This window comes from Roseomonas haemaphysalidis, from assembly GCF_017355405.1.
GTDB lineage: Bacteria > Pseudomonadota > Alphaproteobacteria > Acetobacterales > Acetobacteraceae > Pseudoroseomonas > Pseudoroseomonas haemaphysalidis.
This window is the reverse complement of sequence record NZ_CP061177.1, coordinates 539,754-562,596: the sequence shown is the minus strand read 5'-3', so window position 1 is coordinate 562,596 and position 22,843 is coordinate 539,754. Positions and strand designations below refer to the sequence as shown.

The 22,843-nt window shown below is 71.2% G+C and carries 22 protein-coding genes and 1 other RNA gene; 11 read left to right on the top strand and 12 right to left on the bottom strand.

Annotation, left to right across the window (positions count from 1 at the left end):
- Positions 1–35 precede the first annotated feature (35 nt).
- From IAI59_RS02540 to IAI59_RS02505, 8 genes are all read right to left on the bottom strand, one after another.
- Complete coding sequence (locus IAI59_RS02540; protein WP_237180791.1) at positions 36–950, bottom strand: alpha/beta hydrolase family protein; 915 nt, start codon at positions 948–950, stop codon at positions 36–38.
- Positions 947–2,554, bottom strand: coding sequence for an ABC transporter substrate-binding protein (locus IAI59_RS02535; RefSeq protein ID WP_207417961.1), 1,608 nt, complete (start codon positions 2,552–2,554; stop codon positions 947–949). Before IAI59_RS02535 ends, IAI59_RS02540 begins: the two co-directional genes overlap by 4 nt.
- A 56-nt stretch (positions 2,555–2,610) precedes the next feature.
- Complete coding sequence (locus tag IAI59_RS02530) at positions 2,611–3,201, bottom strand: malonic semialdehyde reductase (RefSeq protein ID WP_207417959.1); 591 nt, start codon at positions 3,199–3,201, stop codon at positions 2,611–2,613.
- A 106-nt stretch (positions 3,202–3,307) separates the two neighbouring features.
- Entirely contained in the window at positions 3,308–3,874 is a 567-nt protein-coding gene (locus IAI59_RS02525; protein WP_207417958.1) for a NifU family protein, read from the bottom strand.
- Positions 3,875–4,016: 142 nt separating this feature from the next.
- On the bottom strand, positions 4,017–5,294 hold the full coding sequence (locus IAI59_RS02520) for a glycosyltransferase family 4 protein (protein WP_207417957.1): 1,278 nt from the start codon (positions 5,292–5,294) through the stop codon (positions 4,017–4,019).
- Between the two features lie 133 nt (positions 5,295–5,427).
- A complete protein-coding gene (locus IAI59_RS02515) occupies positions 5,428–5,910 on the bottom strand; it encodes a universal stress protein (RefSeq protein ID WP_207417956.1) in 483 nt (160 codons plus the stop codon).
- Entirely contained in the window at positions 5,910–6,848 is a 939-nt protein-coding gene (locus IAI59_RS02510) for a TIGR02186 family protein (RefSeq protein WP_207417955.1), read from the bottom strand. Before IAI59_RS02510 ends, IAI59_RS02515 begins: the two co-directional genes overlap by 1 nt.
- The gene (locus IAI59_RS02505) at positions 6,845–7,759 is read right to left on the bottom strand and encodes a sulfite exporter TauE/SafE family protein (RefSeq protein ID WP_207417954.1); all 915 of its coding nucleotides are present in this window, start codon (positions 7,757–7,759) and stop codon (positions 6,845–6,847) included. The genes IAI59_RS02510 and IAI59_RS02505 overlap by 4 nt, the downstream gene beginning before the upstream one ends.
- Positions 7,760–7,929: 170 nt before the next feature.
- Here IAI59_RS02505 and IAI59_RS02500 point away from each other — a divergent pair, with 170 nt between their 5' ends.
- The 4 genes from IAI59_RS02500 to IAI59_RS02485 all read left to right on the top strand — a co-directional run bounded on the left by IAI59_RS02500 (position 7,930) and on the right by IAI59_RS02485 (position 12,557).
- Positions 7,930–9,528: a bifunctional metallophosphatase/5'-nucleotidase gene (locus IAI59_RS02500; RefSeq protein ID WP_207417953.1), complete on the top strand. Its 1,599-nt coding sequence runs from the start codon at positions 7,930–7,932 to the stop codon at positions 9,526–9,528.
- 315 nt (positions 9,529–9,843) lie between these two features.
- Positions 9,844–10,401: an ATP-dependent protease subunit HslV gene (hslV, locus tag IAI59_RS02495; RefSeq protein WP_207417951.1), complete on the top strand. Its 558-nt coding sequence runs from the start codon at positions 9,844–9,846 to the stop codon at positions 10,399–10,401.
- A gap of 2 nt (positions 10,402–10,403) precedes the next feature.
- A complete protein-coding gene (gene hslU / locus IAI59_RS02490) occupies positions 10,404–11,723 on the top strand; it encodes an ATP-dependent protease ATPase subunit HslU (protein WP_207417949.1) in 1,320 nt (439 codons plus the stop codon).
- A 15-nt stretch (positions 11,724–11,738) separates the two neighbouring features.
- Complete coding sequence (locus tag IAI59_RS02485) at positions 11,739–12,557, top strand: EcsC family protein (RefSeq protein WP_207417947.1); 819 nt, start codon at positions 11,739–11,741, stop codon at positions 12,555–12,557.
- 107 nt (positions 12,558–12,664) lie between these two features.
- Here IAI59_RS02485 and IAI59_RS02480 read toward each other — a convergent pair whose 3' ends face one another.
- Both IAI59_RS02480 and nudC read right to left on the bottom strand, forming a co-directional pair.
- On the bottom strand, positions 12,665–12,967 hold the full coding sequence (locus IAI59_RS02480) for a phosphoribosylamine--glycine ligase (RefSeq protein WP_237180790.1): 303 nt from the start codon (positions 12,965–12,967) through the stop codon (positions 12,665–12,667).
- Positions 12,964–13,887, bottom strand: a complete 924-nt coding sequence (gene nudC, locus IAI59_RS02475) for an NAD(+) diphosphatase (RefSeq protein WP_207417946.1) — start codon at positions 13,885–13,887, stop codon at positions 12,964–12,966. Before nudC ends, IAI59_RS02480 begins: the two co-directional genes overlap by 4 nt.
- 115 nt (positions 13,888–14,002) lie before the next feature.
- Here nudC and ffs point away from each other — a divergent pair.
- The 7 genes from ffs (at position 14,003) to hemW (ending at position 20,542) form a co-directional block, all read left to right on the top strand.
- An RNA gene (gene ffs / locus IAI59_RS02470) (signal recognition particle sRNA small type) lies at positions 14,003–14,099 on the top strand.
- Between the two features lie 84 nt (positions 14,100–14,183).
- Positions 14,184–16,052, top strand: coding sequence for a DNA polymerase III subunit gamma/tau (locus IAI59_RS02465; RefSeq protein WP_207417945.1), 1,869 nt, complete (start codon positions 14,184–14,186; stop codon positions 16,050–16,052).
- An 18-nt stretch (positions 16,053–16,070) separates the two neighbouring features.
- Positions 16,071–16,415, top strand: a complete 345-nt coding sequence (locus IAI59_RS02460; protein WP_207417944.1) for a YbaB/EbfC family nucleoid-associated protein — start codon at positions 16,071–16,073, stop codon at positions 16,413–16,415.
- A gap of 7 nt (positions 16,416–16,422) precedes the next feature.
- Positions 16,423–17,040, top strand: a complete 618-nt coding sequence (recR, locus tag IAI59_RS02455) for a recombination mediator RecR (RefSeq protein WP_207417943.1) — start codon at positions 16,423–16,425, stop codon at positions 17,038–17,040.
- Positions 17,041–17,207: 167 nt separating this feature from the next.
- Complete coding sequence (gene lnt, locus IAI59_RS02450; RefSeq protein WP_237181181.1) at positions 17,208–18,761, top strand: apolipoprotein N-acyltransferase; 1,554 nt, start codon at positions 17,208–17,210, stop codon at positions 18,759–18,761.
- A gap of 97 nt (positions 18,762–18,858) precedes the next feature.
- Positions 18,859–19,320: a helix-turn-helix domain-containing protein gene (locus IAI59_RS02445; RefSeq protein ID WP_207417942.1), complete on the top strand. Its 462-nt coding sequence runs from the start codon at positions 18,859–18,861 to the stop codon at positions 19,318–19,320.
- 49 nt (positions 19,321–19,369) lie between these two features.
- A complete protein-coding gene (hemW, locus tag IAI59_RS02440) occupies positions 19,370–20,542 on the top strand; it encodes a radical SAM family heme chaperone HemW (protein WP_207417941.1) in 1,173 nt (390 codons plus the stop codon).
- A gap of 271 nt (positions 20,543–20,813) precedes the next feature.
- On the opposite strand, the gene IAI59_RS02435 is transcribed toward hemW, so the two are convergent.
- The gene (locus tag IAI59_RS02435) at positions 20,814–21,926 is read right to left on the bottom strand and encodes a glycosyltransferase family 2 protein (RefSeq protein WP_207417939.1); all 1,113 of its coding nucleotides are present in this window, start codon (positions 21,924–21,926) and stop codon (positions 20,814–20,816) included.
- 71 nt (positions 21,927–21,997) lie between these two features.
- On the bottom strand, positions 21,998–22,675 hold the full coding sequence (locus IAI59_RS02430) for an isochorismatase family protein (protein WP_207417938.1): 678 nt from the start codon (positions 22,673–22,675) through the stop codon (positions 21,998–22,000).
- Positions 22,676–22,843: the final 168 nt, after the last annotated feature.

Genomic DNA, 22,843 nt, shown 5'->3' with positions numbered 1-22,843 from the left:
GCCGGCGGAAGCGCCGGCCCTTTTTCCGTTCCGCCTCACAGCTCCTTGCGGATCTCGCGCGGCGCCGTGGGGGCCTCCGGCATCTTGCCGTCGAACCAGTAGTCGCCCGCGATGCCCGACATCCGCATGCCCTCGTGGCCGATGCCCGGCACCACCACCAGCCGCCAGTTGCACGCCACGCCGAGCCGCGCGGCTTCCGCCCGGCCGCGCTCCAGATAGGCATGGGCCCGGGCGAAGCGGTGCGGACCCTGCGCCCTGGCGGCGGCATGGCTGGGCAGGCTGGGGCCTTCGGTTTCGGTGTCCTGGTCGCCGGCGAAGATCACCATGGGGTAGGCCAGCAACCTGGCCACGTCGTCTCGCGTCAGGCCGATGCCGCCCAGGCCCTTGGGGTAGGGGGCATCCAGGGTGGGCAGGGTGTACCAGCCGGCATTGGCGGGGGCCACGGCCTCGAAGGCGGCGTGGTCCTGCGTCGCCATCAGGCGGTGGACGAATTGGCCACCGGCGGAATGGCCCCACAGGTAAGCCTTGTTTCGCGCGACCAGCCCCGCCTGCCGCAGCAGGCCGAAGACCCGGCCGGGAATGGCCTGTGACCAGCTTTCGCGCGGGCGCAGATCGCCGTCCCCGCCCAGGACGTTGCCGTCGTTGTAGGGGCCGGCCCCGGGCCAGGTGTCGGCGGGAAAGGTGGGGGCGACGATCAGCAGCCCGTGCCGGTCAGCCGTGGGGATCCAGGCCTCGCAATACTCGTCGCCGTTGCGCAGCATGCCGTGCTGCACCATCACCACCGGGTTTTCCGGCCGGTGGCCGGGGGCACGGTAGCATTCCAGCACCAGCGGCCGGTCCGGGCTGTGCGGGTCCAGGAACGGGATGGAAGCGCGGCCGGGGGCGGCCAGCGCCGTGGCCAGGATGCCGGGCGTCAAGACATCGGGGGTTTGGGAGGCGGGCAGGGTCATTTCGGGCTGATCTCGGTGGCCAGGGTGGTCTGGTTGACGCGGCCGGGATAGCTGAGGCCGGCCCGCAGCCCCCAGGTCGCGCTTTCGAAATGCACCGGGATCACCGGCATCTGCTCCAGCGCGCGGCGGCCGGCGGCCTGCAGCAGCGTGCTGCGGGCGGGCGGGTCCATCTGCACCAGCGCCGCGTTCAGGTCGCGGTCGAAGGCCGCGTCCGACCAGCCGCCGTAGTTGCTGCCGCCCACGCCGCGCGACGGATCCGTGGTGCCCAGCCAGGTGCGAAAGAAGTTCAGCGTCTCGCCCGCCTCGGTGCCCCAGCCGCCCATGGCCATGGAGAACTCGCGCTTGCCGCGCCGGCCGAAGAACGCGGCGGAGGGCATGGCGTCCAGTTCCACCTTCACGCCCACGCGCTGCCACATCTGCACCATCGCCTGCGCCAGGCGCGAATCGTTGATGTAGCGGTTGTTGGTGGCGTGAAAGGTCATGCTGAAGCCGTTGGGGTAGCCGGCCTCGGCCAGCAGCGCGCGGGCGCGGGCCGGGTCGTAGGGCAGCACTGGCAGGCCGGGGATGGTGCCGAACATCGCATCCGGCAGGAACTGCGCGGCCGGCGTCGCCACGCCGTCCATCACCCGCTCCAGCAGTGCCTTGCGGTCCAGCGCCAGGGACAGCGCCTGCCGGACCCGGGGGTCCCGCAGGGCGTTGGGGCCCTGCACGAAGGGGGAAGGGTCGCGCGCCGTGTCCAGCTGCAGGAACACCAGCCGGGTGGTGGGCGAGGTGACCAGGCTGAACTGGCCGTTGCTGCGCAGCCGCGGCAGGTCGGCGGTGGCGGGGGCCTCGATCACGTCCTGGTCGCCGGCCAGCAGCGTGGCCATGCGCGGCCCGGCCTGGGTGACGGGCGTCAGCCGCACTTCCGCCCAATGGGGTTTCCGGCCCCAGTAGTGGTCGTTGCGCCTCAGCACGGTGGTGGCGTTGCGGGCCCAGGACACCTGCCGGTAGGGGCCGGTGCCAATGGCGGCGGTGCCGTTGTTGAAGTCCTCCTGCTGCGGCCAGGGGCCGGCGGCATCGCCGCCGCAACTGTCGGCCACGCTGAACCGCGCGCCTTCCGCCCGGCCCAGCGAGCGCGGCAGGATGGAGATGGTGCCGAGGTCGGACAGCAGCAGCGGCTCCGGCGCCGTCGTGCGGATCAGCAGGGTGCTGTCGTCCACCGCCTCCACCGCCGCCAGCCGGCGGATGTTGGAGGAAAAGGAAGACACCAGCTCCGACTTGTTGTTCAGCACACGGCAGTAGGTGAAGACCACGTCCCGCGCCCCAAAGGCGGCGCCGTCGGAAAAGGTGACGCCGCGCCGCAGGTGGAACACCCAGGTCCGGTCGTCCCGCCGTTCCCAGGATTGGGCGAGGGCGGGCTGCACGGCCAGCTTGGCGTCCACGTCCGTCAGCGCGTCGTAGACGTGGTTGCGCAGCGTCGCGTTGGGGGCCAGCGCGTAATGGTGGGGGTCGGCCGCCGTGGTTTCGGCGGACAGGGCGATGCGCAGGGTCTGCGCCCGCGCGGTCGGGGCCGTGGCGACGAGCGCCGCCACGGCCAGGGCGGACAGGAGCCGGTTCTTCATGGTCCGCCACGCTATCCCCGCCCGGCCGTTTCGGCCATGGGGGGCGAGGCGCGGGGTCAGACGACCTTGACGGCTTCCTCGAAGGGCAGGCGCGGCAGGCGGTCGAAGGCCTTGGAGAAGTCGCCGTAGCCGAGGTTGACCAGGAAGTTGGACTTCCAGCTCGTGCCCTCGAAGAAAGCGGCATCCACCTTGGCGTTGTCGAAGCCGCTCATCGCCCCGGTGTCCAGCCCGATCGCGCGCGCCGCCATGATCAGGTAGGCGCCCTGCAGGGAGCTGTTGCGGAACGCGGTCTGTTCGGCAAAGGCCGGGCTGCCGGTGAACCAGCTCTTGGCATCCGCGTGCGGGAACAGAAAGGGCAGGCGGTCGTAGAAGGCCAGGTCATAGGCGACGATCGCCACCACCGGCGCCGTCATGGTCTTCTCGAGGTTGCCGGCGGACAGGGCGGGGCGCAGCTTCTCCTTGCCCTCGGCCGAGCGGATGAAGACAAAGCGGGCCGGGCTCGCGTTGGCGCTGGTGGGGCCCATCTTCAGCAGGTCGTAGAGCTCGGTCAGCTTGGCTTCGGGGACATCGCGCTCCTGCCACTTGTTGGCGGTGCGCGCCCCCAGGAACAGCTGGTCCAGGGCGGTGGAATCGATCGTATCGGCCATGCGCGGGCCCTTCCGATGTTGTGTGTCGCGGAAGGGATAGGGCGGAACGCCCAGGCTGCCAATCGGCCCGGGGCCGATGGGCATCATGGGCGCCCGTGATAACGGGTCAGGCCTCGACCTGCTCCACCGCCGTCACTTCCGGCACGTAGTGGCGCAGCATGTTCTCCACGCCGTGCTTCAGCGTGGCGCGGGACGACGGGCAGCCCGAGCAGGCGCCCTGCATGCGCAGCTTGACGATGCCGTCGCGGAAGCCGCGGAACACGATGTCGCCGCCATCGCCGGCCACCGCCGGGCGCACCCGGGTGTCCAGCAGCTCCTTGATCTGGGCCACCACCTCGGCATCCGCCGGGTCGGTGTCCTCCACGTCGTCGGCCTCGCCATCCTCGCCCAGCAGCACGGGGCGGCCGGCCATGCTGTGCTCCATGATGGTGCCCAGCACCACCGGGCGCAGCGCCTGCCAGTCGGCGGCGTCGGTCTTGGTGACGGTGACGAAGTCGCTGCCCAGGAACACCCGGGCCACGCCGTCCAGGCCGAACAGCGCCTCGGCCAGCGGGCTGCGGGCGGCCGATTCGGCATTGGCGAAGTCAGCGGTGCCGCGGGTGCCCATCACGTCCTGGCCGGGCAGAAACTTCAGGGTGGCGGGGTTGGGGGTGGCTTCGGTTTCGATGAACATCGCTTCCAATTCCGTGCGGGGGCGTCGGGTGGCCAGGCGTCTGTGCCGGATGTGGGGGAAGCAGGCGCGCGGTGCAACCGCAAAGGCCATGCGGGCATGGGGCGGCAGGGTCGCACGCGCGATGCCGGCCTGTGCGGCGGCTTCAGTCGCCCTGGGCGCCCGCGCTGCGCGGGGCGGGCGCCGCGGTCATGTCCGCCAGGGCCGAACCGATGGCCCTGGTCATGGCGGCCGGGCCGTAGTTCTCCTGCTGGAAGGCGCGCGCCGCCTCCACCATCCGCTGGCGGGCGGGCACGTCGTTGGCAAGCTCGATCACGGCCGTGGCGAAGTCTTCCATGCCGCCCACGATGCGCGCGTGGCGGCCGTCCTCCAGCCCCAGGCCCTCGGCGCCCATGGCGGTGGACACGATGGCGCGGCCATAGGCCATCGCTTCCAGGATCTTGATGCGGGTGCCGCTGCCGACCAGGATCGGCACGATCACCATGTCCGCCGCCGCGTAATACGGCACCATGCTCGGCACGTTGGGGTGCAGCGGCAGGTCGTGCTCCGCCACCAGCCGCAGCATCTGCGGCGAGGGGTTCAGGCCGACCACCGTGAGCTCGGCTTCCGGCAAGGCGGCGCGGATGGCCGGCCAGGCCTGTTCCAGAAACAGCTGGAAGCCCTGCACGTTGGGCAGAAAGGCCAGGTTGCCGACGAACAGGAGCCGCACCTTGCCGGTGGCGGCCGGGGCGGGGGCGGGCAGCTGCTCGCGATCGATGACGTTGGGAATCTTGACGATATGCGCCGCCGGGTGGGCGGTGCGCAGGGCGTCCACATCCTCGTCCGTGCACACGCTGGCGCCGTCCCAGCCGCGGGCGATGCGCTTCTCGGCCGCCCGCAGATAGGCGGCGTCAAACTGCAACAGCATCCGTCCCTGGCGCGCCAGGTTGCGGCTTTCGGTCTGCAGCTGTCGGACCTTGAACTTCGACATCAGGTCGTCGAAATCGACGAAGCGGTGCTTCACGGACAGCAGGCCCTTGTCGATCAGGGCCTGCACGATGATCGCGCTGGGCAGCCGCCCGGCGAAGACGAGGTCCGCGGCGCGGATGGGCAGCTGCCCGGCGATGCGCTGCAACCCGCCGGCGGAGATCTTGGGCGCATCCTGGGAACGCATCTTGGCCACGTCGATCCAACCGCCTTCCAGCGGGCCGATCTGCCGGCGGCTGGTCGGCTCCCATTCCGGGATGTCGATCTTGGTGACGGACTCGACCAGCCCCTCGATCGACTTCAGGGAGGTCGTGGACACGTCCCAGTCGTTCTTGCGGCTGATCAGCACGAAATGCACTGGCCCGAGCTGGCACAGCGCGTTCAGCAGGAACCACGCCCGCTGGGAGCCGCCATGCCCGTTCTGATCCGGCGGGATGCGCATCACACAAAGGATCATGCGGAAAGGTCCTCGGCCACCGGGGCCCGTCATGTGTCGAACAGTGTCAGGCCCCTCATAGACGCCCTGCCCGGGCCAGAGAAAGACGGGGAGCCTTCACCCTGTCGTCACCGCGCGCCATGGGCGGCGGGCGCTACAGCGTCACCCGCTGCAGGTCGCCCTCGTCCAGCCCGGCCGGCACAATGGTCATCGGCACCCGCAGGCGCTGGCCGTGGCGCCCGGTCAGCGCCGCGATCAGCGGCCCCGGCCCGCTGCCGGCGGCGGCGGCGGCCAGCACCAGGATGGAGATGCGCGGGTCCTCTTCCAGCAGGTCCAGCAGCGCGTCGCGCGGGTCGCCCTCGCGGATCAGCAGGATGGGCAGGCCGCCGGTGATCTCCTGCACCTCGGCGGCAAGGCCCGACAGCAGCTTCTCCGCGTCCTCGCGCCGCTCCTCCTCCAGCAGGGCGCCGACGCCGGCCCATTCGGTCATCTCGGCCGGCTCCACCACCCGCAGCAGCGCCACGCGGCCGCCGCTGGCGCGCACGCGCAGGCAGGCATAGCGCAGAGCGACATGCCGCTCGGGGCTGTCGTCCACCACCACCAGGAAGACACGGTCGCGCCGCGCGGACTCGGACATCAACTCCTCCGGAACAGGACGCTGCCCAGCCAGCCGGCAAAGGCGGCGAGCAGCACGCACAGCACGCCATACACCAGCGGCGCCTCCGCCGCGACATCGGCGATGCGCGCGGCCATGCCCACGCGGTCCACCTTGAAGTCCAGCGCCTGGCGGGCGCGCACCCGGCCGTCGCGCACCAGCAGCACCTCCACCACGTAGTCGCCGGTCTGCACCGTGGCGGGCAGGTGCAGGCGGGCGCGGAACAGGCGGGAGCCGGCGATGTGCAGCGGCGTTTCCGGCTCCTGCCACAACTGCGCGTCGCGCTTCAGCTGCTCCAGCGCCTGGCGGTAGGCGGGGTCCTGCACGCCGGTGGCTTCCAGCGGCAGGTGGGACAGGCCGATATGCTTGGTTTCCAGCTCGTCCGCCGGCAGCAGGTCGCGCAGCGGGCGGGTGGCGGTGACGGCGTAGTAGCCCGGCACGCTGCGAAAGCGGGCCGAGGGGCCGTTGATCCAGAAGCCCAGCACGTTGACCTTGCGGCGCACGATCATCGGCTCGGCGGCGTTGCGGGCGATCACCACCACGTCGTCCTGCGGCGCGCCGCCGGGCTGCGGGCCCAGCAGCCGGTCGGTGGCGCCGAACACCAGCAGCTCCGTGCCGGTGAAGCCGGTGGTGATCTCGACAGTCGATTGCGACAGCTCGGCCACCAGCGCGGGGCGGATGATGCCGGCGGCCTCGGGCGATGTGGGCAGCGGGCGCGGCGCGGGGGGCGCATCGGCCCCGCCGGGGGCCGGGGGCGGCGGCAGCGGCGTCAGGGGCGGCAGCGGCAGGGCGGGGGGCGGCAGCACCGGCAGGCCCGCATCCGGGCTGGCCGGAACGCCCTGCGCCGCCGCGCACAGCGGCGCCAGCAGCAGGCCGGCCAGCAGCAGGACCGCGCGAAGCCGGCCCGCCGCCGCCGTCACGGAATGGGCCCGATGGCGAAGGGACTGTCCGGCGTGCGCACCAGCCCCCACAGCAGGCTGGCCGCGACCGCCAGCACCATCATGCCCAGCAGGAAGCGGGTTTCCTCGCCCCGCAGCCGGGTGCCCATGGCGGCGCCGAACTGCGCGCCGGCCACGCCGCCGATCAGCAGCAGCAGGGTCAGCACGATGTCCACGCTGCCCGTGGTGATGGCCTGCAGCAGCGTGACGTTGGCGGCCACGAACACCACCTGGAACAGCGAGGTGCCGATCACCACCGAGGTCGGCATGCCGAGCAGGTAGATCATCGCCGGCACCAGCATGAAGCCGCCGCCCACGCCCATCACCGCCGACAGCACGCCGATGCCGAAGCCGACGGCGGCGGGCGGCACCACGGAGATGTAGAGGCGCGACTTGCGGAAGCGTTGCTTGAAGGGCAGCCCGTGCATCCAGAAATGCGCGTGCAGCCGCTGGCGGTGGCCGGTCTTGCGCCGCCGTCGCAGGATGGCGCGCACGCTTTCGCGCACCATCAGCCCGCCCACGCTGCCCAGCACCACCACGTAGAACACCGCCACGGCCAGATCGACCTGCCCCTGCCGCCGCAACCAGGCGAAGAGCTGCACGCCCAGAAAGCTGCCGAGCACGCCGCCCACCAGCAGCACGCCGCCCATCTTGAAGTCGACATTGCCGCGCCGCCACTGCGCCATCAGCCCCGACACCGAGGCACCCAGCGTCTGGTTGGCGCCCGAGGCCACGGCCACGGGGGCCGGGATGCCGATCAGGATCAGGATCGGGGTCAGCAGAAAGCCGCCGCCAACGCCGAACATGCCGGACAGCCAGCCCACGCCGAAGCCGATGCCCAGCAGCAGCAGGGCATCGGCCGACATCTCGGCGATCGGCAGGTAGACCTGCATCGCAGTTTCCAGTCGCAGTTCGGTTCTGATGGATACGGGGCTGGGACCCGCCCGGATGCTCAGGCAAGATGCCGGCACGCGATGATCGAATTACGGCAAGTCCTGGGCTAAAGCAGGGGGTGCCGGTGCCTTTCGGACGCTTTTCGCCGCACCGTTATGGAAATGTCACCATGACCCTGTCCCGCCGCGCCTTGCTGTCCGCCAGCCTGGCCCTGCCGCTCGCCCTGCCGGCCTTGCGCCGCGCCGCCGCCGACCCGGCGGCGCGCTTGTCGCTGCTGCACATGAACGACTTCCATTCCAAGCATGAGGGCACCGATTCGGGCAGCGCCTCCTGCCGCATGGACAAGCCCTGCCTGGGCGGCAGCGCGCGCCTGGCCGGCGCCTTGTCCATGGGCCGGCGGGAAGCTGAAGCCGAAGGCCGCGCGGTGCTGCAGATCGACGGCGGCGACCAGTTCATGGGCAGCCTGTTCTACACCGCCCACAAGGGCCGCGCCGAGTCGGCCGTGCAGCGCGCCGTCGGCACCGAGGTCATGACGCTGGGCAACCACGAGTTCGACAACGGCCCCGCCGTGCTGGCCGACTACGCCCGCTCGCTGCCCTTCCCGCTGCTGTCGGCCAACCTGGATACGGCGCGCGAGCCGCTGCTGGCCGGTCTGGTGAAGCCCTTCACGGTGATCCAGCGGGGCGGCGCCCGCATCGGCATCATCGGCGTCACCACGGAAACCACGCCGCAGCTTTCCTCTCCCGGCCCCACCGTCGCCTTCACCAACGCGGCCGAGGCGGTGGAGCGACACATCGCGGCGCTGCGTGCCGAGGGGCCGACCACCATCCTGGTGCTGTCCCACCTGGGCTTCGCCGAGGACCAGCGGCTGGCCGCCGCCGTGCGCGGCATCGACGTGATCGCCGGCGCGCACAGCCACACCCTGCTGGCCAACGGCCTGGCCGGCGCCGAAAGCCCGCACCCGACCCTGGTGGACAGCCCGGACCGCCCCGTGCGCATCGTCCAGGCCGCCTGCTACGGCCGCTACCTCGGCCGCCTGGACCTGGACCTGGAGGCGGATGGCCGCGTGGCCGCCCATGGCGGGCAGGTGCGCGAGATCACCCCCGACATCCCGGCCGACGAGAAGGTCGCCGCCATTGTCGCCGAATACGCGGCACCGCTGGAAAGCTGGCGCCGCCGCCCCGTCGCCACCCTGTCCGAGGCGCTGAGCCTGCAGGGCTGCCGCGAAGGCGAATGCGCCATCGGCAGCCTGATGGCGGAAGCCATGCTGGCCGCCGACCCCACCGCCAACATCGCCATCACCAACGGCGGCGGCCTGCGCGCCGGCCTGCCCGCCGGCACCGTCACCTGGGGCGACGTGCTGACCGTGCTGCCCTTCTCCAACACCCTGGCCAACGTCACGCTGCGCGGCGGCGCCATCCGCCAGGCGCTGGAAAACGGCGTCTCCCTGGTCGGCGAGAACGCCGGCCGCTTTCCGCAGGTGGCCGGGCTGCGCTTCACCTTCGCCGCCGCAGCCCCCAAGGGACAGCGCATCCGGGACGTGGAGGTGCGGGACGGCAACGGCTTCATGCCGCTCGACAACGACCGCGCCTACCGCGTGGTCACCAACAACTTCATGCGCCGCGGCGGCGACGGCTACGTGTCATTCCAGCAGGACGCGCTGGAAGCCTACGACGCCGGGCCGGCACTGGAGGATATCCTGGTGGCGTACATGGAGCGCAACCCGCGCGGGTCCTGGGCGACGGATGGGCGGGTGGTGCGGAACTGAAGGGGCAGGCCAGGGGGCGCTGCCCCCTGGACCCCCCGCCGGGGTGGCAGTGCCACCCCGGACCCCGCCATCCGTTTGGTGCGCCGGGGGTCGATGACCCCCGGCGACTGACGTGCCGCGCAGGCGGCCTTCCATAAAAAATCCGAGTGCCCGCCGCGTCCTGAAAGTCTTGATGCTTCCTGGCGGCGGGGTCTGCGGGGACACTGTCCCCCCCGGCGGGGGTTCCAAAGGGGGTGGCGCCCCCTTGGCCGGCGTTTCAGCCCCGCGTGACGCACGTCCTTGTTCCGGGTGCACCGCAACGCCATCTCGGCGCACATGAATACGACGACACCCCATGATCCGATCGGCTGGCACGGCACCACCATTCTCTGCGTCCGCAAGAATGGCCAGGTGGCCATGGCCGGCGATGGCCAGGTCAGCCTTGGGCAGACCGTGGTGAAGGGCAATGCGCGCAAGGTACGGCGCATCGCCAATGGCAAGGTGGTGACCGGCTTCGCCGGCGCCACGGCGGACGCCTTCACGCTGCTGGAGCGGCTGGAAGCGAAGCTGGAGCGCTTCCCCGACCAGTTGGAGCGCGCGGCGGTGGAGCTGGCCAAGGACTGGCGCACCGACCGCTATCTGCGCCGGCTGGAGGCGCTGCTGGCGGTGGCGGACAAGGACCGCTCGCTTTTGATCACCGGCAATGGCGACGTGCTGGAGCCCGAGGATTCCATCATCGGCATCGGCTCGGGCGGCAATTATGCGCTGGCGGCGGCCCGTGCGCTGATCGACGTGGAAGGGATGTCGGCGGAGGACGTGGCGCGCAAGTCCATGAAGATCGCGGCGGAGATCTGCGTCTACACGAATGGCCGCATGGTGCTGGAGACGCTTTGACCATGGACGAGACCGTGAACCTGTCCCCCCGCGAGATCGTGTCCGAGCTGGACCGCTTCATTGTCGGCCAGCATGACGCCAAGCGGGCCGTGGCCATCGCGCTGCGCAATCGCTGGCGGCGCCAGCAGCTGCCCGAGGGCATCCGCGACGAGGTGGTGCCCAAGAACATCCTGATGATCGGGCCCACCGGCTGCGGCAAGACCGAGATCGCCCGCCGCCTGGCCAAGCTGGCCGACGCCCCCTTCATGAAGGTGGAGGCCACCAAGTTCACCGAGGTCGGCTATGTCGGCCGCGACGTGGAAAGCATCATCCGCGACCTGGTGGAGGTTTCCATCACCCGGGTGCGCGAAAGCGCCCGCAAGGAGGTCCAGGCCAAGGCCGAGCTGGCGGCCGAGGAGCGGCTGGTGACCGCGCTGGTGGGCGAGGGGGCTTCGGGCGAAACCCGCATGAAGTTCCGCCGCATGCTGCGCGACGGCCAGCTGGAGGACAAGGAGGTCGAGGTGCAGGTCGCCGAGGCCGGGCCCACCGCCATCGGCGCCATGGACATGCCGGGGATGCAGCCCGGGCAGATGCAGAACATCCAGGAGATGATGGGCAAGATGTTCGGCAAGCAGGCCCGGCCGCGCAAGATGCACGTGCCCGAGGCCCGCGTGGCCCTGGCCCGCGACGAGGCCGACCGCCTGCTGGACCAGGAAAAGCTGACGCGCGACGCGGTGGCCCTGGCGGAGAACCATGGCATCGTCTTCATCGACGAGATCGACAAGGTCTGCGCCCGTTCGGAGAACGGCTTCCGGGGTGGCGACGTGTCGCGCGAGGGCGTGCAGCGCGACCTGCTGCCCTTGATCGAGGGCACCACGGTGACCACCAAGCACGGGCCGGTGAAGACCGACCACATCCTGTTCATCGCCTCGGGCGCCTTCCACATCGCCAAGCCGGCCGACCTGCTGCCGGAGCTGCAAGGGCGCCTGCCGATCCGGGTGGAGCTGGCCGCGCTGTCGCGCGACGACTTCCGCCGCATCCTGACGGAGCCGGAGCACAGCCTCGCCAAGCAGTATGTGGCGCTGCTGGGCACCGAGGGGGTGACGCTGGACCTGACGGAGGACGCGATCGACGCGGTGGCGGACCTCGCCGCCGACATCAATGCGCGGGTGGAGAATATCGGTGCCCGCCGCCTGTCCACGGTGCTGGAAAAGATGCTGGAGGAGATCTCCTTCAACGCCAGCGACAAGCGCGGCGAAAACCTGACGGTCGACGCGGGTTACGTGCGGGAACGCGTGGCCCCGCTGGCCGCCAACGCCGACCTCAGCCGCTTCATCCTCTAGGGAAAGACCCCCGCCATGACGGAAAACCTGCCCGCGACCCTGCCCATCCCCCCGCACGCCCAGGCGGAACTGGACGCGGCGCGGCGGGTGCTGGAAGACAGCTCGCTGGCTTCCAAGCTCGCCGGCATGGCCGGGACTCCCATCGAGGCGCTGCGCAAGCGGCTGCCGAAGATGGCGCAGAGCATGCTGGACGGCACGGTGCGCCGCGCCCTGGCGCAGTCGCTCAAGGCCGCGACCCGCAGCGCGCCGGCCTGGACGCTGCCGGGCGTGTCGTCGTCCTGGATGCACCGGGGCATGGCGGCGACCAGCGGCGCGGTGGGCGGCGCCTTTGGCCTGCCGGGCACGCTGGTGGAGCTGCCGATCTCCACCACGCTGCTGCTGCGGCAGATCCTGGCCGAGGCGCAGGCCGCCGGCGAGGACCCCGCCGCGCTGGAAACCGGGGCCGAGGCCCTCAAGGTCTTCGCCCTGGGCGGCCCGGCGGCGGAAGGCGAGGCGGCGGAAACCAGCTACTTCGCCACCCGCCTGGCCCTGGCGCAGTTCCTGCCGACCATGAGCGGCGCGCTGTTGCCGGGCTTCATCGGCGCCATCGCCGCGCGCTTCACCGGTCCGCTGATGCTGAAGCTGGGTGCCCAGGCGGCACCGGTGTTCGGCGCGGCAGCGGGGGCCACGGTGAACCTGGCCTTTCTGGAGCACTTCCGGGCGCTGGGCCGGGCGCATTTCACGGTGCGCCGGCTGGAACGCGAATACGGCGCGCCCGCGGTGCGGCTGGCCTGGACCCAGGGCCGGCCGGACGCCAAGCCGGTGGTGGAGCTGCGGGCCGAGGCGATGGGATAAGAAAAAGTCTGGGGAAGAAATTCCCCAGGCCCCCATCTTCTTTCTGACAGATAGAAAAAAGAAGGGGTCCGGGGAATTCCTTCCCCGGCCTTTCTATTTTTGCCGCGTCAGATCGGCGGCCGAACCGACTCCACGCCCCCCGGCAGGGCCGCGCCGTTGCGCCGCATGCAATCGCGGAAGGCGCGTAGCTCCGCCACGCGGATGTCGTGGCCGACGCGCTGCTCGTTGGCCCAGTTGCCCATGTTCAGCTGGCGGCCGAAGTTGATCACCTCCGGGTCCCGGCGGGCTTCCGCGCGGCAGGTGGCCTGCAGCGGGTTTTCCGGCGGCGCCTCGGTCAGGGGCGGGCCCTCCTGGGCGCAGGCCGCGGGCAGCATCAGCAAGGCCAGCAGGGGCAGCAGCTTCGGCGTCAAACGTCCATCTCCAGCCAGTCCTCGATCAGTCGTCGCGCGATGGAATCCGGGCGCGGCAGCTGGAAGCCCTGGGGGTCGCGCAGTTCCTCCCGGCTGAACCAGCGTGCGTCCCGCAGTTCGGTGGGGTCCACCGTGATCTCGTCCGACAGCCCCTCGGCATGGAAGCCGAGCATGATGCTGGCGGGAAAGGGCCAGGGCTGCGAGGAATGGTAGCGGGCCTCGCCGACCCGCACGCCGGTTTCCTCCATCACCTCGCGGCGCACCGCCTCTTCCAGGCTTTCGCCCGGCTCCACGAAGCCGGCGAGCGTGGAATACATGGTGGAATTGGGAAAGCGGGTGGAATGGCCCAGCAGGGCGTGGCCGTTGCGCACCACCAGCATGATCACGGCCGGGTCGGTGCGCGGAAAGTGCTGGGTGCCGCATTGGGTGCAGGCCATGGCGTTGCCGGCGCTGCGGGGCGCGCAGGGGCCGCCGCACACGCCGCAGAAGCGGTGGCGGATGCGCCAGTGCAGCAGCCCGCGGGCATGCGCCAGCATGGAGGCCTCGCCCGCCGGCAGCAGGCCCGCCACGCCGCGGATCTCGGAAAAGCCGCCGAAGCCCTCGGGCAGCAGGGGCAGGGCGTCCTCGGCGGCGGAACAATCCACCGCGAAGACCGGCCGGCCGTCCCACAGTCCGAGCAGCGCCCAGGGGCCTTCGGCCATGCGGACGGCCTGCGCCGCCTCGGGCGACAACAGCACGGCCTCGGGCCGTCCCTCGGCCACGCCCTTCATCAGGCTTTGGCCACGCCACACGGGGATGAACAGCGCCTGGGGCGAGGCGAGCTGCGCGGCGACGAAATCCTCGTCGTCCCGCTGGCCGGACACACGGTCGATGGGGCTGCCGGTGTAGACGTTGGGTCGGCTGGCGGGGACGGACATCATGCGGGCGCGACCCTGCCACGCGGCGGCGAGGGGAGCAATGCCAGGGGAAATGCCGAGGGGGAAGTGGGCGCGCCCCCTTGCCCGGAGGGGGGGTGCCCATGGTATCGTCTCCGCGGAAGGTTGGTGGCGGACAGGCGTCTCGCCAACCCGGTCAGGTCCGGAAGGAAGCAGCCGTAACGAGCTCCCGCCTGGGTCGTTCCATCAGCCTTCCACCGCCACCCGGCCTTGCGCGCTTCTGGTCGCGGCCGGGTTCTTCCGGCCCGTCGCGGCCCCCCTGACGGAGCCCGGCGCGCCCCATGTCCGACGACCTGTCCCCCGAAGACGACCTGCCGCCGCCCGACGGCCCTGGCCTGTTCGGCGAGGCGCCGCCCCCGCCGGAGGGCCCCGGCCTGTTCGGCGAGGCCGCGCCCGCGCCCGCCGCCGCGCCGGACGCCACCCCCTACCGCGTGCTGGCCCGCAAGTACCGGCCGCAGACCTTTGACGAGCTGGTGGGGCAGGATGCGCTGGTGCGCACCCTGCGCAATGCCTTCGCGCAGAACCGCGTGGCGCATGCCTTCATGCTCACCGGCGTGCGCGGCGTGGGCAAAACCACCACGGCGCGCATCATCGCCCGCGCGCTGAACTGCATCGGGCCGGACGGCCAGGGCGGCCCCACCGCCACGCCCTGCGGCGTGTGCGCCGAATGCACCGCCATCCTGGCCGACCGCCACCCGGACGTGCTGGAGCTGGACGCCGCCTCGAACAACGGGGTCGACAACATCCGCGAACTGCGCGAGGCCGTGCGGTACCGCCCGGCCCGCGCCCGCTTCAAGGTCTATATCCTCGACGAAGTACACATGCTGTCGACGGCGGCCTTCAACGCGTTGCTGAAGACACTGGAGGAGCCGCCGCCGCAGGTGAAGTTCATCTTCGCCACGACGGAAATCCGCAAGGTGCCGGCCACCATCCTGTCGCGCTGCCAGCGCTTCGACCTCAGGCGCGTGCCGCAGGACGTGTTGCGCGCCCACTTCGCCCGGCTGGCGGCGGAGGAGCACGTGGCGGCCAGCGAGGAAGCCATCGCCATGATCGCCCGTGCCGCCGATGGCTCGGTGCGCGACGGCCTGTCGCTGCTGGACCAGGCGATCGCCCAGGCGGCGGGGGCTTCGGGCGGCATCCAGGCCGGCATGGTGCGCGACATGCTGGGGCTGGCCGACCGCGGCCTGCTGCTGGACCTGCTGGAAGGCGTCTTCAAGGGCGACATCGCCGCCGTGCTGGCCACCATGGACCACGGGCACGAGCGCGGCGCCGATGCCGGCGTCATCCTGGCCGACCTGCTGGAGATGACCCATACCCTGACCCGCTTGCGCGCCGTGCCCGCGCTGCGGCAGGACCCTGCCATCCCGGAAAACGAGCGGGTGCGCGGCGTGGCGCTGGCGTCCAGCCTGTCCATTCCCGTGCTGGGCCGCGCGTGGCAGGTGCTGCTCAAGGGCATCACGGAGGTGGCCGAGGCACCGGACCGCCGCGCGGCGGCGGAGATGGTGCTGATCCGCCTGGCCCACCTGGCCGACATGCCAACCCCGGGCGACCTGGTGAAGCGGCTGACGGAAGGCGGCCCGCTGCCGTCGCTGCCGCCCGCCGCCCCCCAGGGCGACCCCGGCGGTGGCGCCCGTGCCGTGGCCAACGGGGCGTCCGTCCTGGCCGAGCCCGCCCCCGCCTATGCCCCCCAGCCCCGTGCCTTCCGCGAGGTGGCGGCGCTGGCCTCGGGCGTCGAGCCGATGCTGCATGCCCACCTGCTGCACAGCGTGCACCTGGTCGCCTTCGCCCCCGGCCGCATCGAGATCCGCCCCAACCCGCATGCGCCGCGCGACTTCGCCGGCCAGCTCACCGCCTTTCTGCAGGAGATGACCGGCAGCCGCTGGACCATCACCCTGACCAACGCGGAAGGGGAGCCGACGCTGGCCGAGCAGGGGCGCCACGCCGCCGGCGAGCGGCTGGCGGTGGCCAGCGCCCACCCGCTGGTGCAGGCCGTGCTGCTGGCCTTTCCCGGCGCCCAGGTGGGCGAGGTGCGCGACGACAGCCTGGACGATTACGGCCTGGCCCCCCTGGACCTTCCGGAGGTGGACGCCGATATGGGTCCTGACTTCGCCCCGCCGGACGCCATGTCCATCGACCTCGACGACCTTTAGACCTCTGCAGGAGCAGCCATGAAGAACCTCGCCGGCATGATGAAGCAGGCCCAGCAGATGCAGTCCAAGATGCAGGAGATGCAGGCCCGGCTGGAAGCCACGCTGGTGGAAGGCGCGGCCGGTGGCGGCATGGTGAAGGTGACGCTGACCGGCAAGGGCGACATGAAGAAGCTCACGGTGGACCCCTCGCTGGTCGACCCCGCCGAAACCGAGGTGCTGGAGGATCTGGTGCTGGCTGCCCACGCCGATGCCCGCGCCAAGGTGGAAGCGATGATGGCCGAGGAGATGCAGAAGGCCACCGCCGGGCTGAACATCCCCGGCATGGGTGGCGGCCTGCCCGGCGGCTTCAAGCTGCCGTTCTGAGGCGCCGGTGATCCCACCTGATCACGGCGACAATGCCACCGATCAGGTGGACCGGCTGATCGTGCTGCTGGCCAAGCTGCCCGGCATGGGACGCCGCAGTGCCCGCCGTGCCGCGCTGAAGCTGCTGCGTGACCCGGCCGGGCTGATGCTGCCGCTGGCGGATGCCATGCGCAGCACGGCCGAGGCCGTCACGCCCTGCCGCGTTTGCGGCAATCTGGACACCCGCAACCCCTGCCGCATCTGCACCGATCCCAACCGCGACCAGGAAATGGTGTGCGTGGTGGAAGGCGTGGCGGACCTGTGGGCGCTGGAACGCGCCCGCGTGCATCGCGGGCTGTACCATGTGCTGGGCGGGGTGCTGTCCGCCCTGTCCGGCGTCGGGCCCGAGGATCTGGCGGTGGATGCGCTGCTGTCCCGCGTGGCGGGCGGCGGGATCCATGAAGTGATCCTGGCGCTGCCGGCCACCGTGGATGGCGCCACCACCGCGCATTACCTGCATGACCGGCTGCGGAGTTCCAATGTGTCGGTCACCCGTCTGGCGCAGGGCGTGCCCATGGGCGGTGCGCTGGACGTGATGGACGATGGCACTTTGGCCGCCGCGCTCAAGGCACGCCGCCCGGCCTGAGGCACCGCCCCGCCGCATGGGGATGCGGGGGGCTTCAACCTTCCTGCAAGGGAGTTTGAGGGGGCATCGCTCCCCTGAAGTGCCACCGGTGCGAACCCCCGCCTTGCCCCTCGGCGCCCCGGCCTTCACTAAGGCACCCGACAACCCGTGCCGGAGCACCGCGCCCCGTGACCATCGCCCTGCTTTCTGGCTTGCGCCACCTGTCCGGCCGCCGCGCGCTGCTCGCGGCCCTGGGGCTGGGCGCGCTGGCGGCGCTGGCCTTGCCGCCGCTGCACGCGGTGCCGGTGCTGCTGCTGGCCGTGCCCGGCCTGCTGGCGCTGCTGGACGGGGCAGGCAGCTGGAAGCGGGCGGGGATGCTGGGCTTCGCCTGGGGCATGGGGCACCACATCGTCGGGCTGTACTGGATCAGCCATGCGCTGCTGACCGACCCGTGGCGCTGGGGCTGGCTGGTGCCGGTGGCGGTGCCGGGTCTGGCGCTGCCGCTGGCGCTGTATGTCGCGGCGGTGGCGGTGGTCGCTTGGCGGGCGCCGCCGGGGTGGCGGCGCTGGCTGGCCCTGGCCGGGGCCTGGACCCTGGCGGAGATGCTGCGCGGCGTGCTGTTCACCGGTTTTTCGTGGAACCTGATGGGCAGCGTCTGGGCGTTTCACCCCTTGCCCCTGCAAGGCGCGGCGCTGGTCGGCACCTTCGGACTGTCGCTGGCCACCGTGCTGCTGGCCGGGCTACCGGCGCTGGAGCGGCGGGCGGTGGCGGCCGGCGCCGGGGTGCTGCTGCTGGCGGCCGGGGCGGGCGCCTGGCGGCTGAACCAGCCGCTGCCCGCGGCGCCGGGGGTCAACCTGCTGCTGGTGCAGGGCAACATCCAGCAGGAAGCCAAGTGGCGTGAGGACCAGCGCTGGCCGATCTTCCGCCGCTATCTGGACCTGACGCGCGATGGCGTGGCGCGCGCGCCGGCCGGCGTGCCGCTGGCGGTGATCTGGCCGGAAACCGCCAGCCCCTTTCTGCTGCCCAACGACCCCGATGCCCGCCGCTACGCCGCCGAATCGCTGCCGCCGGGCGGCGTTCTGCTGGCCGGTTCCGTGCGGGCGGACTGGGGGGCGGACGGCCGGCCGGAGCGGGTGTTCAACAGCCTGTCCGCCGTCGGGCCCGGCGGCACGCTGCTGGGCTTCTACGACAAGACGCATCTGGTGCCGTTCGGTGAATACATGCCGCTGCGGGGGCTGATCCCGATCCGGGTGGTGCAGGGTGGCCTGGACTTCTCGTCGGGGCCCGGCGCGGTGGCGATGACGGTGCCCGGGCTGCCGGCCTTCAGTCCGCTGATCTGCTACGAAGTGATCTTTCCCGGCGCGGTGGTGCCGGCATCGCGCCCGGCCTGGCTGTTGAACATCACCAACGATGCCTGGTTCGGCTGGTCGGCCGGGCCCTTTCAGCACCTGGCTGCCGCCCGGCTGCGCGCGGTGGAGGAAGGCCTGCCTCTGGCGCGGGCGGCACAAACCGGCGTGTCGGCGGTGATCGACGCACACGGTGCGGTTGCAGCGCGGATCGGGCTGGGCGAAACCGGCAGCGTGTTGGCGCCGCTGCCCGGCGCGCTGCCGCCGACTCCGTATTCCCGCTTCGGCGCCTGGATCGCCGGGGTTCTGGCGGCGGCCGCACTGGCCGGCGCAATGCCGTTGCGCGCAAATGGTTCGACACAACGTATTATTTTCTGGAATTCTCGAAAGAGTTGACGCTGGGCCGGCGCAACCCTAAATAGTAATAGTCTGTTAGGGATGATCGGGGCGCGTCCGCCCCTGCCACGATGTCTCGCCCCCGGAGTTCAGTTCCATGGCCAACGCCGAGCCTGCCGCCACGGCGGACAAGGAGCACCGTCCCAGCCCGATCGACACGCATGTCGGCAGCCGGGTGCGGCTGCGGCGCACGCTGCTTGGCCTCAGCCAGGAAAAGCTGGGCGAGGCCTTGGGCCTGACCTTTCAGCAGGTCCAAAAATACGAGCGTGGCGTCAACCGCATCGGCGCCAGCCGGCTGTTCGACCTGTCCCGCGTGCTGGACGTTCCAATCGGCTTCTTTTTCGACGACATGCCCGGCATGCCGAATGCCAGCGGCGGCGGCAACAGCATGATGCGCGCCCGCATGGGCGGCTTCGCGGAGCAGCAGGAGGGGTTCGAGGATGACACCCTGCACAAGCGCGAAACGCTGGAATTGGTGCGGGCCTATTACCGCATCAACGAGCCTTCGGTGCGCAAGCGCGTGTTCGAGTTGATCAAGAGCCTCGCCCCCACCGACTGAGCGGCGCGACTCGACGCCGCGGGGGTGCGGGCGCATACCCCCGCGCATCATGACCGAACCGCTTGCCCTTTACGTGCACTGGCCCTTCTGCGCCGCCAAGTGCCCGTATTGCGACTTCAACAGCCATGTGCGCGACAGCGTCGACGCTGCCCGCTTCGGCCGTGCCCTGCAGGCCGAGCTGGCGCGGGAAGCCGCGCGGCTGCAGACCGACAACCCCGCCGCCCGCCGCCCATTGGCTTCCATCTTCTTTGGCGGCGGCACCCCCAGCCTGATGCCGCCCCAGGTGGTCGCGGACGTCATCGCCGATGCCTGCCGGCTGTTCGACCCCACGCCCGACATCGAGATCACGCTGGAAGCCAACCCCACCAGCGTGGAAGCTGCCAAGCTGGCCGAGTTCCGCGCCGCCGGCGTCAACCGCGCCAGCCTCGGCGTGCAGGCGCTGGACAACACCCAGCTCGCCTTCCTGGGCCGCAAGCACGATGCCGGCCAGGCCATCGCGGCGCTGGAAGCCGCGCGTGGTTTGTTTCCCCGCCTGTCCTTCGACCTGATCTACGCCCGCCCGGGTCAGCGCCTGGAAGACTGGCGCGCCGAGCTGCGGCAGGCCCTGGCTCTGGCCGCCGACCACCTTTCTCTGTACCAGCTCACCATCGAACCCGGCACGCGCTTCGCCACGGAACATGCCCGCGGCGCCTTCGCGCTGCCGGAAGACGATGCCGCCGCCGAGCTGTACTTCGCCACGGGCGAGGAAGCGGCCCGCTTCGGCCTCGCCCCCTACGAGGTGTCGAACTACGCCAAGCCGGGAGCGGAAAGCCGCCACAACCTCGCCTACTGGCGGTATGGCGACTACATCGGCATCGGCGCCGGGGCGCATCAGCGGCTGATGCTGGGCGGCGAGCTGCACGCCGCCCGCCGCCATCGCGGCCCCGAGGCCTGGCTGGCCCGCGTGGAAGCCGATGGCCACGCCGTCACCGCCGAGGAAACCCTGTCTTCGCGCGACCGCGCGCGCGAGGCGATGCTGATGGGGCTGCGCCTGTCCGAAGGCATCGACCCCGACCGGCTGCGGGTTCGCACCGGCCTGTCCCTGGCCGAGGCCGTGAACCCCACCATGCTGTCCGCCTGCCTGGACGAGGAGTACCTGCAATGGCTCCCCAACGGCCGGCTGGCGGCAACCTGGGAAGGGCGGCTGCGGCTGGACGCTATGCTGCCGGTGCTGTTGCGCTGATCCTGGCGGGCGTGGCCAGGGGGCGCTGGCCCCCTGGACCCCCGCTGGGGTGGTTGAACCACCCCAGGCCCCGACATCTGTTGTGCGTTGCGCCCCGAGGGTCGATGACCCTCGGGGACTGGAGAACACGGCGCGGGTGGCCTTTTAAAAATCGCCCTGTCGCGCCCCTTCGGGCTGTTGGTCCGAAAGCTTTCTGATGCCGGGGTCCGGGGTGGCTCAGCTACCCCGGCGGCGGAGTCCAGAGGAGGCGGAGCCTCCTTTGGCCGCGCCCTCAGCCCGTGTTCCGCCCCCGGTACTCGGCACTCCCCAGAATATCCCGCCGCAGCCCCGCCAGGTCCCGCCGCCCGACATTCTGCTCAAAGACCGCCTCGCTTTCCGGCAGCCGGTCCAGCAGCAGGCGGTACAACCCCTCGACGTCCTGCCGTTCCAGCAGCCGGCGGGGCGCGAAGTGGCGCTGGCGATAGCTTTCTAGGAACGGCTCGAACTGCTCTGAGCGAAAGCGGCGGTAATGGGCCTGCTGCGACTCCAGCAAATGCTGCGCGCGCTCCCGCCCCAGTGCCGGCAAGGCGATGTCGGTGCGCTCCAGCGGCACCACGCGGTCGAAGCCCAGTGCGCGGAAGCGTTCCGGGTTGAAGGAGGCGCCGCGCTCGCCGATGTAGCGGGCGAAGCCGATGTCGGGCATCACCCGCACCATCCCCAGCATGGCCGAGGCCACCGACTTCAGCGCGTCCTGCGAGGAGGTGGACACCGCCATCTCCTGCCGGCGCAGGAAATCGAACACGGCCAGGTGGTCGCGGTGCTGGTAATCCGTCGGGCGCAGGATCGCGAAATACGGGGCAAGCCAGTCGCTGATGCGTGCCCAGGCTTCCCGCCGCAGGGCGAAGCCCCAGTGGTGGTCCAGCCAGACGAACTTCGGGTCGGCCGGGTCGGCGGGGCGGCGGTGCTCGCCATAGGCGGCGAAGTAGGACACCTCGGGGCGGTCGGCCACCGCGTCGTGGATGCGTTCCAGCATCAGCAGGTAGGCGGGGCCGAGCTCCAGGTCGTCCTCGAAGAAGTAGCCCCACCCGGCGTCCAGCGCCTCGAAGGCCAGGGTTTCGCCGCGGCGGATGTTGAAGGCGATGCCGAGGTTGTCGCGCGAGGGGACCACCTGCCCGCGCGGGAACACGTCCCGGAAGGCGGCGACGGAGGCTGCCAGCACCGCGTCCTCCGCGTAGCGCACGCCGGAGCGGGGGGAAACGGCGCCGTCCTGCACCAGGTAGATGCGGCGCTCGTTCAGCGTCACGCCCTGCTGCGCGCGCAGCGATTCGCAAAAGCGCCGCAGGTAGTGCGGTCGGTCGAAGCTGAAGATGATGATCGGTGCGGAAACCGGGCGGGGGGCGTCCATGATGCGCCCTGGCTAGGCGGGGTTTTCGTGGCGTGCAAGAGGCCGCCCCGCCGGCGCGGGGCGGCGCGGGGTCACCAGCGGGCGGCGCCGGCCATGCGCGGCAGGGCCTGAAGCGCCTCGGCCACCGGCAGCACGTCGGCGTATTTCACGGCCATGTCGTAGAGGTTCGCGAAATGCGGGCTTTCATGCAGGTCCGCCGTGGTTTCCTCCGGCACGATCATGCGGTAGCCGCGCGACAGGCCATCCACCACTGTCGCGCGCACGCAGCCGGAGGTGGAGCCACCGGTGACGATCACCGTATCCACCTTGTGGAAGGTCAGCAGCGAGCCGAGGCTGGTTTCAAAAAAGGCCGAGGCCATGCGCTTGTGCATCACCACGTCCGCAGGCCGCACCTCGCACCGCGGGTCCAGCGCCGCGCGGGGCGAGCCGTGCTTGATGTTCTGCAGCGAATCCGGCGTGTCCGACCGGGTGCCCCAGACGCCGCAATCCTCGCCGCTGTCCAGGTAGGCGACATAGGTCCACACCACCGGAAACCCCGCCTCGCGGCACAGCGCCGCCATGGCGTTGATGTGCTCGATCTGCCGCGGGTCGGTTTCGTAGGCCGTGTTGAACTGGCCGGGCTGGGTGTAGGCGCATTGCACGTCCACGTTCACCAGCGCCGCGCGGTCGCCGAAGCCGAAGCGCCGGCGCTGCGGGCCGGCCTTCAGGGCGGCATAAACCTGCCGCGCCGTCATGTCGGACTGTTCCATCGCCTCAGTGCCCCCCGGCGGAAGGGTGGCGGGGCGGGTGGGCGGGCACAAGACGCATGGCGAGCGGTTCTCCGGTGATCTGTGGCCGAGGTTCCGCCTTTGCCGCCCGCCACGCAAGCCGCCGGGTATTGCGAAAGCATTCGCAATAAATCCGTCGTTCACTTGCCC

Excerpts from the sequence above, each read along its gene's own strand:
- IAI59_RS02430 (WP_207417938.1), bottom strand. The coding sequence starts at position 22,675 with ATGGAACAGTCCGACATGACGGCGCGGCAGGTTTATGCCGCCCTGAAG.
- IAI59_RS02500 (WP_207417953.1), top strand. The coding sequence starts at position 7,930 with ATGACCCTGTCCCGCCGCGCCTTGCTGTCCGCCAGCCTGGCCCTGCCG.
- IAI59_RS02515 (WP_207417956.1), bottom strand. The coding sequence starts at position 5,910 with ATGTCCGAGTCCGCGCGGCGCGACCGTGTCTTCCTGGTGGTGGTGGAC.
- hslV (WP_207417951.1), top strand. The coding sequence starts at position 9,844 with ATGAATACGACGACACCCCATGATCCGATCGGCTGGCACGGCACCACC.
- IAI59_RS02505 (WP_207417954.1), bottom strand. The coding sequence starts at position 7,759 with ATGCAGGTCTACCTGCCGATCGCCGAGATGTCGGCCGATGCCCTGCTG.
- IAI59_RS02535 (WP_207417961.1), bottom strand. The coding sequence starts at position 2,554 with ATGAAGAACCGGCTCCTGTCCGCCCTGGCCGTGGCGGCGCTCGTCGCC.
- hslU (WP_207417949.1), top strand. The coding sequence starts at position 10,404 with ATGGACGAGACCGTGAACCTGTCCCCCCGCGAGATCGTGTCCGAGCTG.
- IAI59_RS02460 (WP_207417944.1), top strand. The coding sequence starts at position 16,071 with ATGAAGAACCTCGCCGGCATGATGAAGCAGGCCCAGCAGATGCAGTCC.
- IAI59_RS02435 (WP_207417939.1), bottom strand. The coding sequence starts at position 21,926 with ATGGACGCCCCCCGCCCGGTTTCCGCACCGATCATCATCTTCAGCTTC.
- nudC (WP_207417946.1), bottom strand. The coding sequence starts at position 13,887 with ATGATGTCCGTCCCCGCCAGCCGACCCAACGTCTACACCGGCAGCCCC.
- hemW (WP_207417941.1), top strand. The coding sequence starts at position 19,370 with ATGACCGAACCGCTTGCCCTTTACGTGCACTGGCCCTTCTGCGCCGCC.
- IAI59_RS02465 (WP_207417945.1), top strand. The coding sequence starts at position 14,184 with ATGTCCGACGACCTGTCCCCCGAAGACGACCTGCCGCCGCCCGACGGC.
- IAI59_RS02485 (WP_207417947.1), top strand. The coding sequence starts at position 11,739 with ATGACGGAAAACCTGCCCGCGACCCTGCCCATCCCCCCGCACGCCCAG.
- IAI59_RS02530 (WP_207417959.1), bottom strand. The coding sequence starts at position 3,201 with ATGGCCGATACGATCGATTCCACCGCCCTGGACCAGCTGTTCCTGGGG.
- IAI59_RS02540 (WP_237180791.1), bottom strand. The coding sequence starts at position 950 with ATGACCCTGCCCGCCTCCCAAACCCCCGATGTCTTGACGCCCGGCATC.
- IAI59_RS02445 (WP_207417942.1), top strand. The coding sequence starts at position 18,859 with ATGGCCAACGCCGAGCCTGCCGCCACGGCGGACAAGGAGCACCGTCCC.
- IAI59_RS02520 (WP_207417957.1), bottom strand. The coding sequence starts at position 5,294 with ATGATCCTTTGTGTGATGCGCATCCCGCCGGATCAGAACGGGCATGGC.
- IAI59_RS02525 (WP_207417958.1), bottom strand. The coding sequence starts at position 3,874 with ATGTTCATCGAAACCGAAGCCACCCCCAACCCCGCCACCCTGAAGTTT.